The organism is Johannesbaptistia floridana (assembly GCF_057440575.1).
On the sequence record NZ_JALKVM010000283.1, the window covers coordinates 1 to 9393 of the forward strand.

At 35.1% G+C, this 9393-nt stretch carries 5 protein-coding genes; all 5 read right to left on the reverse strand.

Annotated elements, in window-relative coordinates; genetic code table 11:
• Nucleotides 1-5688: beta-ketoacyl synthase N-terminal-like domain-containing protein (locus MW688_RS17500; RefSeq protein WP_486737301.1), on the reverse strand; the 5688-nt coding region annotated here is incomplete at its 3' end.
• Between the two features lie 197 nt (nucleotides 5689-5885).
• On the reverse strand, nucleotides 5886-6788 hold the full coding sequence (locus tag MW688_RS17505) for an Rpn family recombination-promoting nuclease/putative transposase (RefSeq protein ID WP_486737302.1): 903 nt from the start codon (nucleotides 6786-6788) through the stop codon (nucleotides 5886-5888).
• 24 nt (nucleotides 6789-6812) lie between these two features.
• On the reverse strand, nucleotides 6813-6980 hold the full coding sequence (locus MW688_RS17510; RefSeq protein WP_486737303.1) for a hypothetical protein: 168 nt from the start codon (nucleotides 6978-6980) through the stop codon (nucleotides 6813-6815).
• Between the two features lie 223 nt (nucleotides 6981-7203).
• The gene (locus MW688_RS17515; RefSeq protein WP_486737304.1) at nucleotides 7204-8664 is read right to left on the reverse strand and encodes a hypothetical protein; all 1461 of its coding nucleotides are present in this window, start codon (nucleotides 8662-8664) and stop codon (nucleotides 7204-7206) included.
• Nucleotides 8651-9085, reverse strand: a complete 435-nt coding sequence (locus MW688_RS17520; RefSeq protein ID WP_486737305.1) for a hypothetical protein — start codon at nucleotides 9083-9085, stop codon at nucleotides 8651-8653. The genes MW688_RS17515 and MW688_RS17520 overlap by 14 nt, the downstream gene beginning before the upstream one ends.
• Between the last annotated feature and the right edge of the window lie 308 nt (nucleotides 9086-9393).

Genomic DNA, 9393 nt, shown 5'->3' on the forward strand with positions numbered 1-9393 from the left:
TTGATTATTTATTTCTACTCCCTGACTAGAGGTATAAATATTTCCCAATTCATCTAAAGGTGTCTCACTTTGATTATTTATTTCTACTCCCTGACTAGAGATATGAATATTTCCCAATTCATCTGAAGGTGTCTCACTTTGATTATTTATTTCTACTCCCTGACTAGAGATATAAATATTTCCGACTTCCGACTTCCGACTTCCGAATTCATTTGACCATTCTATCTGATATAGTTCTGGTAAGGTGGCTGTGGTTGATACCTTTGGTAATTTCTGGGATACTAAGCCCATAATCAGGGCAACTAAATTACCTGATTGATTGTAAATGGTAACATCGGCGGTTAATTTGTCTAGAGAATTAGTCTTTCTAAGCTGAATATAACTCCACAATATTGATGTTGAAGAAGTTATTCTTTGATAAAGAGTAAATTTTTCTACAGCTAGGGGTACATAAGTATAATTACTCGTTTCTAAGGGGAAGGTAGCTAAAGTCGCCTGTAAACAAGCATCTAATATTGGTGGATAGAAATGATATTTTTCTGTTGTCTTGACATTGATTTTAGCTAAGGCTGTATCTGCTTCTAGCCATAACTCCTGAATGTTTTGATAGTTTTGACCGTATTTTAAGCCTCTCTGGTCACAGTCATGATAGAATTTGTGAATATTTACAGATTGTTTAAATTTACTTTTAATGATTGGAAAGTTAGATTCTAGAGAAATACTTTCAGATAAGTTGATATTTGCTTGACTATTTAATTGCCAATCTTTATTTCTTGCTTTTAGGCTATAAATCCGTACTAAATTATGATCAATGATTGTTTGTAAAGTAAGTTCATCTTGAGTATTTAAACTTATAGCCTGATTGAGAGTAATATTTTCTAGGGTAATAGGTAAAGATTTAAATAACTCTAAACAAGCAGCTATAAATATTTCTAAATATACAGCGCCTGGAATAATTGTTTGTTGATTAATTTGATGTTCTAGAGATATTTTTTTTAATTCTACATCAGAAGTAGAGTTAAAGATAACTAGAGGACTATTAATTCTTTCCCCGAGAAGAGGATGTATATTTTCAGTTATTGATAATTGCGGTTTAATGACTGGTTGAGGTTTATCAAGCCAATACCTTTGGTGTTGCCAAGGATAGGTAGGTAGTGGCAGTTTTTGACGTGTATAATCTTGTTCAAAACCTTGCCAATTAATGGGGATAGCTTGGTAATAGAGTTGACTTAGAGTCTCTAGTAATTGTCTCCAATTCGATGTGTGAGGAGTTAAACTCGGGAGAAAGCATAAATTATGATTATGATTATTCTCTAGGGTTTGACTATAATTACTGAGGGTGGCATCAAGTCCACATTCAATCACTAAATTACCTTCTTGGGAAGCAGCAAGAGTGTTGATGACTGTGTGATATGGGATAGTTTGACACCAATATTCAGGGGTAGTGATTTCTGTGGTTACTGGTTTGCCTGTGACTGGGGAAATAATCTTCAGTTGAGGTGGCTGTAAATGTATATCCTCTAGATTGGCGGCAAATTCTTCACAATAGTCTCTAGATTCTTCCTCAATTTCTAGTGTTGAGATGTTTTGAGTTTCTAGTAGTCTTTCTATTGCTTTGATAGCTTGAACTTCCCCAGTTAAAACTAAATCTTGAGGACTATTGATAGAAGCGATCGCCACCATTAATTTATTTTCTCTAATTATACTCTCAATTTCTGCCAAACTAGCTTTTACTTGAATCTTTTTCCCTGTATGTGGTATCTGTTGCCTTAATTGATGTCTCAACATCACCAGTTGCATCGCGGTTTCTATAGTAAATACCTCTGCCACGGAGGCGGCGAGATATTCTCCAATCCCATACCCCATAACTGCATTAGGTTTAATTCCCCAACTTTCCCATAATTTATAGAGAGAGTATTCTACTGCCAATAGGGTTAATTGTGATGATAAATCAGATACTTGAGTATCATTTTGGTCATAGATAAAATCTGCTAAGGAATTATGAGTATATTTAGCGGCAATTTTGGCACAATAGTCAAAATTTTGTTTAAAAGTTGGTTGAGTTGTATATATTTCTTTAATTGAACTAAATTTTTGTTGATTTTCTCCTGGAAACAAAAAGGTAATTTCTGTAAAATTTTCTTGTACTTGACAGGGAGATAAATAACTCAGTTGATTAGTTAATTTCCCAACAGAATCAGTTACTAAAGCGCATCTATAAGCTAAATTAACCCTTCCTTGGTTTACCGTGTAACAAACATCACCGAGATTAACTTGAGGGTTTTGTTGAAAAAATTGTTGATATTTAGCGGCTAACTGCTGCAAAGCTGCTTGATTTTGGGCTGAAATAGTAAATATATGTAAAGGACGGTCTAAGGGTGCTTTTTTCTCTGTATTTTCCTGATATTCTTCTAAAATTAGGTGTACATTAGTGCCACCAATTCCTAAGGAGTTAACTCCCGCGCGTCGAGGTGTAGATTGACTTGGCCAGGATTGTAGTTGAGTATTGATATAAAATGGGCTATCTTGCCAGTTAATTTGAGGATTAGGTTTGACAAAGTGTAGATGAGGAGGAATTTTTTTATAGTAGAGACAAAGTACTGTTTTAATTAGTCCAGCAATTCCTGAGGCGATTTGTAAATGTCCAATATTAGTTTTTACTGAACCGAGAATACAAAAATGATTTTTTTGTGTACTTTGACGAAAGGCTTGGGTTAATGCGGCCACTTCAATAGGGTCTCCCAGATGCGTTCCCGTGCCATGAGTTTCTACATAAGTAATACTTGAGGGATTGATTCCGGCGTTGGCGATCGCATCACGAATAGCGCGACTTTGTCCTTCACCATTTGGCGCCAAAAAACTCACTTTGTTTCCCCCATCATTACTAATACCGGACCCCTTAATCACAGCATATATATGATCTTTATCAGCGATAGCTTTACTTAGGGGTTTTAACACCACCATTCCCACACCATTACCAAAAATAGTTCCCTGAGAGTTAGCATCGAAGGCGCGGCAATGGCCATCTGGAGAGACAATCATCCCTTCTTGATAGAGATAGCCTACTGTTTGTGGCGCCTGTATAGATACACCTCCGGCGAGAACTAAATCACACTTACCACTATATAGACTCTCCATGGCTAAATGAACAGCAGTCAAAGAAGAAGAACAAGCTGTTTGCACATTTACACTAGGACCAGTTAAATTAAGTTTATGGGATATACGTGTGGTTATATAGTCCTTATCATTAGCTACCATCAGGGAAAATCCTTCAGGAGAATCAAGGGTAAAAATATCTTGTTGTTGAGGAGATATTTGATTAATTAAATAAGTATTCATGGCGCAGGCGGCGTACAATCCAATAACTCCCGAATAGTTATGAGGATTATATCCCGCCGATTCTAGACTTGACCAAGCGCATTCTAATAATAGTCGCTGCTGGGGGTCTAATAATGCAGCTTCTTTTGGGGTATAACCAAAAAACTGGGCATCAAAACCCGCTATATCTGATAGTATAGGTCTGGCTTTGACGTAATTAGGGTTATTAATTAATTGAGGATTAACTCCCACAGCTAATAATTCTTCATCAGTAAAATGGGTAATAGATTCTACCCCATCACAGAGATTTTGCCAAAAAGTATCTAAATCATCGGCGCCAGGAAATCTACAGGAGATACCAATAACAGCTATTGCTTCATCTGGTTGCCTAGTTATAGAGGTTATAGTTTGAGGATTTTTTTCTGGTTGTTTGAGATAAGTTACTAGGGATTCAATGGTAGGATAACGAAACAACTCAGCGATACCTAGGTTGATACCCAATTTCTCCTGCATTTGTTGTTGAATTTGCAGTAGTAGTAAGGATGACCCCCCTAATTCAAAAAAATTAGCTTTGATACTGATGTTAGCTGTAGATAGAGTATCTTGCCAGATGTGAATTAATGCCTGTTGGAGTTCTAATTTACTCAAGTTTTGAGGATTAGGAAACAGTTGTTTTACTTGTTTCTCTATAGCTGAGTATACTCCCGCCTGGAGATTTTTAACTAATTGCTGACGTTTGATTTTACCAATACTAGTTTTAGGAATCTCTGTTTTAGCTAAAGGCAAAATGTAATCACAGTTGAGACTAAATTTTGTCCTTACTGCTGTTTTGATAGCTTTAATCAGTTTTAGTAATGCTGTTGATTCGATTGTTTCTGATTCACAACTAAAAAAAATTGCCAGCTTCTCACTATAACTATTCTTCTCTTTGATTCCACAAGCTGCGGTATAGGATACAGCCACCCCAACAATGGTTTCTACTACTGCTTCTATTTCGTGGCTATAGTAATTATCTCCATTAATAATCATCACACTAGAACTTCTCCCAGTTAAGATGAGATTACCCTGGTCAATTAATCCTATGTCTTGAGTATGAAACCAGCCATCTTTTGTAAAGGCTTGTTGATTGGCTTCTGGATGATTATAATAGCCACAAAAAACACAATCTCCTTTTACTTGTAAATAACCTGTTTGATTGAAGGGGAGAATTTCTTGTTCTTCGTTTACTATACGCAGTGTAATTCCTGGTATTGGTTTTCCTAAATTCACAAAACCCTGTTGAGAGGAATAACAATTATTAGTATAGGTAATCCCAGAACCAAATTCTGCCATACCAAAACCTGTATACAAGACTTGGGGTTTTAACTGATATTTACCCAGAAGTGTAGCTAAAGAGGGTATTAGTTCATAGTTAATCATTTCTCCCGCGTTAAGCATATACTCTACACAGGATAAATCCCAGGTTTTTTTCTCAAGGGAATTGCTTTCTAACTGATGCTTAAGTAAAGCATAGGCGAAATTAGGCGCCCAAGTTTGGGTAACTCGATACTGATTAATCAAGTCTAACCAGTGGAAGATATCTTGTAAAATATAGGCTTTATTGACATATATGCTTTGACAACCGAGTATCATCCCCCGTAGATGCCAATCTGCTAGACTGCCAATATGGTCAAAGGGTAACCAGTTGAGAATAATCCCCTGATGGTGTTGATTGAGTTGATTAGCACCGATTATGCGCCTAACTAAGTTATGATGAGTAAGCTGAATACATTTAGGTTTATTAGTACTCCCAGATGTTAATTGCAGCATCGCCGTTGTCTTGGCATCTCCTAAGTAATAGGAGTTGTCTGCTGAATAAGTCAATAACTCTTCTATATAGGCAAACTTTGGCTTAGTTGGGTGGTTATTGGTAATTGCTGTGTGTAAATCTCTCCGTTGATGAGACGTTATAATTAGGGATTCTGTGACAGTTTGATGTAAATGTTTAACTAATTCTTGACAGCGATGATTATCTTCATTGACTCCAGGAGTTTCTAAAATAATCGGTAGATAACCCCCTAGTATACATCCCCAAAAAGCGGTAAGTATTTCTAATTCTGATTCTAACAGGATTAAAAGGCGATCGCCTGGTTGTAGATTTTTCTTTCTTAAACCTTTTAAGCAGCATTGGCTAGAAAATAGTAATTGCTGATAAGTCTGATAAGTAACTTGATTGTAGCAATTAATATAAATTAACTGTTGTTCAGAGTTTTTTGTTGCTGCCTGTTCAAGAATCTCTGGTAATCTCCACAACTGCTGAGGAGTTTGTTGTAAAATATGTCCCGAGGCAATTGCTAGAGATTTAGAGTCTTGAGAAGAATTCTGTTTCATCAACTAAAATAACATTTACAATAGCAATACTATAGTAAAATAAATTAATCCTAAATACAATATAGTGTTTTTAAGTTGACGGGGTGGCAACAAGGTTAAACTGAAGACAGGGGTGAGGTTTTAGGTGTCACCTTTTCAGGTTTTTTAAACTAACTTTCAAGTCATTCTTTTCCTGGATTTTAAATTCAGGACCAAGTTCAATTTAGCCAATTAACTAAGTCTTCTTCCCTCTGAAAATCTAGTAAAGCTTCCCCTAAATTTTCCAGTTGTTCAAGAGATAACTGTCTAATTTTAGCTTCAATTTCAGGAGAAATTTGGGGAAATTTGCGTTTAAGTTGGCGTAAAACGAGATTAAGAGCTTCTTGTGTTCTCCCTCTTGACTCTCCTTCAGCGATGCCTTGAGTAATGCCTTGAGTAATGCCTTGAGTAATGCCTTCAGCAATGCCCTCAGCTTTAACATCTTGATAAAATCGAGTTTTTTTCAAATCTTCTAGTCCAAACATTGCTTCTATTTCCTCTCTAGTTTTACTGGGTAATTTATAAACTAATATCTGTTCGACTAAATCAATAAAATTCTTTTGTACTGTTTCTTCTGTTAATTCTATCCTAGCCTGATTAACTAATGACTGAGCTTGATTAACTACTAATTCCTCCTTCGCTAAGATAATTCGCAATAGTTGTATTCCCAAGGATTGAGAATCAGCTTCTAATTCATCTAGATAAATAATTGTGACGCGATTTAGGGCAAGAAAATCATCAAATTGCCTTCTCACCTTTTTTTCGATACTACGACTAGGATAAATAACCACCAGCGCCCAAGGTGAACTAGGTTTATATTGCCGCAGAAATAAACATAATTCGGCAAAAATACGGTAGTATAAGTCTGAATCTGGTTGAAATTGTACCTCCACTAAATAAAATGGCTTTTGTGGAGAGGAAATATGGGGATAAAATAAGCCATCTAATCTAAAAGATAGTTGTTTTACTTCTCTTGAGGTAAATTGATAGTTTTCTGTTTCTGTAGGCGGTAATCCCAACAATTCAAAAAAAGTAGCGGGAAAGTTTAGGAAAATTTGATAGAATAAGGTATCAGTTTTCATTAAGATTAAATTGAGAGTGATTTGTCAACGGCGATCGCTCTTTTCTTTTTGTGCGATGGCATAGCGATCGCTTTTAGCTTGATCTATTTCTATTAAACCACAAATGACGGATATTGCTTGTTGAGTGAGAGTTAAATCCTGATGGCAAGCCGAAGATGAGGGGGCAAGCAATACTGCTCGGATAAGAATCAAACATATTCCTTCTGAGAAAGCAGGGAGCAGGGAGCAGGGAGCAGGGAGAGGGGTTTTTGGCTTTGTACCTAATCTCCTTTCAACCTTACTCTAATCAATAATTTTCTCTTAACAAAAGCAGTATTGAGGGAGCAAGCAGAAGATGAGGGCGCAAGCCTTGCGCCCCTACAATTGAAATGGAGTAATTTTCACAATTGATTGTTTTAAATTTATTCAGCAAGCCTTATTTAGAGTTGAGGAGGAATCCGAGAATGAATTTGGTAATTAATCCACTGGAGATACCTACCACGACGCTAATAATCACAATGATGGCGAAGGGGTGTAAATGAGTTAAATCTGCTTGAGGTTGCCAAGGTAGATATATGGGGTTATCCTGGGTTAATTGTCCTGAACTAGAAGCAATAATACCACCTACTCCTATACCTATACCTAAAGCAGTGAGAGTGATTTGTAAACGGCGATCGCTCTTTTCTTTTTGTGCGATGGCATAGCGATCGCTTTTAGCTTGATCTATTTCTATTAAACCACGAATGATGGATACTGCTTCTTGAGTGAGAGTTAAACCCTGATAGATATATTTTAGTTTTACTGCTAATTCTTGTTGTAATAGGGGTAAATGTTTATCTTGGATATATTGAAAATATTCTAGGTTATCTTCTATATTTACCTGTAAATTTTCTAAGTTAATTTTATAGTTAGTCAGGTTGACTTCTAGATTATTGAGATGATATTCCAAGCGCCGCATACTCTGAGAATATTCTAAATTAATTTTTAGTAAACTTTCTAATTGAAATTTCAGATCGTCTAATTCTATATCTATTTCTGAGTATTCTTTGCTATGTCTGTCTTTACCATATTTAGTTTTTAAATCTCCGAGAAGTTTACCTATACTATCTATTTCCTTATCTAAATCATTATAGGCTTGTTTGCCATAAAAATATGCTGTTACTATTTTATGAAAATGCAGGAAAAGATAGTCAAAATCAGGATTAAGATAAGCTTTAACAAATTTTTCTGAATTTATTTCTGCTGTAAAAAATAATAAGATTACTTGGGTATAAGATTCTGTTTGATTAGTTTTAAAATTTCCGTAAACTAAAGCAGTGGCGCCAAAAAGCTGATATTGTTTACTAAACAAAGGTAATTGTTTTTCGGGTAATATTGTCTTTAAACAATTTTGAGCGATTTTATCTATATTTTGAAGTTGTTGGGGTTTAATAAAACAGTGAAATAGTAAGGTTTTTCCCAAATATGTATTGATATCTAAACAATTATTAGGGTTAAATTCTTTTAACTGCTCTATTTTTATACTATCCTTAGTTGATTGTTGCTTTTTTAAAACAACTAATTGTAAGCTATGAGAATCTTTTATTTGTTTAGGAGAAATGATAAGTTGCTCTATAATCTGATTTTCTGCTTCTGATTCAGTCTTTAAATATAATCTGGGTTTTTTTTCTAGTAAACTAAATAAAAGTTCATTGGGTTTATCTTTTCTTATTTTAAAATTATTGTCAAACTTAGTTTGAAATCGAGGAAAGTTAGGGATGATTTCTCGATACTGTTTAGTTATCCAGTTATTATCTTCATAAACTTTAGTTTGAAAATTAATATCTTGCCCCTTAATTAGATTAAAGGCAATCAAATACAAATGGGGTGCATATACGTAGGTATCACTTTGATTCATTATTACTAGTTAGAGATTGACTATTTTCTGAAGATAAATTACCCTGAAGTAATGATTCGTTTTCAATTAGTGTGATGTTAATGATAGTTTGGGATACGGCACAAGTAGGAGTAATTGTCTCTTCATCGGTAGTTTCTGGCGCCACCTCCTCTATATTAGGTCTTTGAGTAGATTTAATTTGCTCTCTAATTCTATCTCTAATTTTCTTGTATTCGTGTTGTTTAATCCAGGCAAAAATTGTGTCTACGACTATTTCTTGTTTTCTTTGTAAGTCATCTTCAGGAGAAAAAGATAATTGTTTCAGAGTTTCATCTAACTGTGAGAGTTTGTCTCTAGCTTCTTCGCTGATAGGTTGTTGTTTGTCTTCAATAATAGTTAAAAAGGCTTTGATTTTTTTGGCTTCTAAATTTTCAGTAGGCATTAATCTCTCCTTAGATAGAATGAATTGAGTATGGATTATTTATATTATATCCTTGGGGTTGGATAATGAGTAATGAGTAATTAGTAATGAGTAATGAGTAAAAGGTAATTTAAAAAATTTGCTTGAGATGCTGGATAGTAACGGTGCGTTACACTTCGTTAACGCACCCTACAGTAACTGTAGGGTGCGTTAGCGCCTAAAGCGCGTAACGCACCAAATTAAGTTAGGAGAAAAAGGTAATTTAATAAATTTACTTGAGATGCTGGATAGTAACGGTGCGTTACACTTCGTTAACGCACCCTACAGTA

What these genes read in the sequence shown, in the direction of transcription:
- MW688_RS17515 (WP_486737304.1), bottom strand. Translation starts at nt 8,664, where the DNA reads ATGAATCAAAGTGATACCTACGTATATGCACCCCATTTGTATTTGATT.
- MW688_RS17505 (WP_486737302.1), bottom strand. Translation starts at nt 6,788, where the DNA reads ATGAAAACTGATACCTTATTCTATCAAATTTTCCTAAACTTTCCCGCT.
- MW688_RS17520 (WP_486737305.1), bottom strand. Translation starts at nt 9,085, where the DNA reads ATGCCTACTGAAAATTTAGAAGCCAAAAAAATCAAAGCCTTTTTAACT.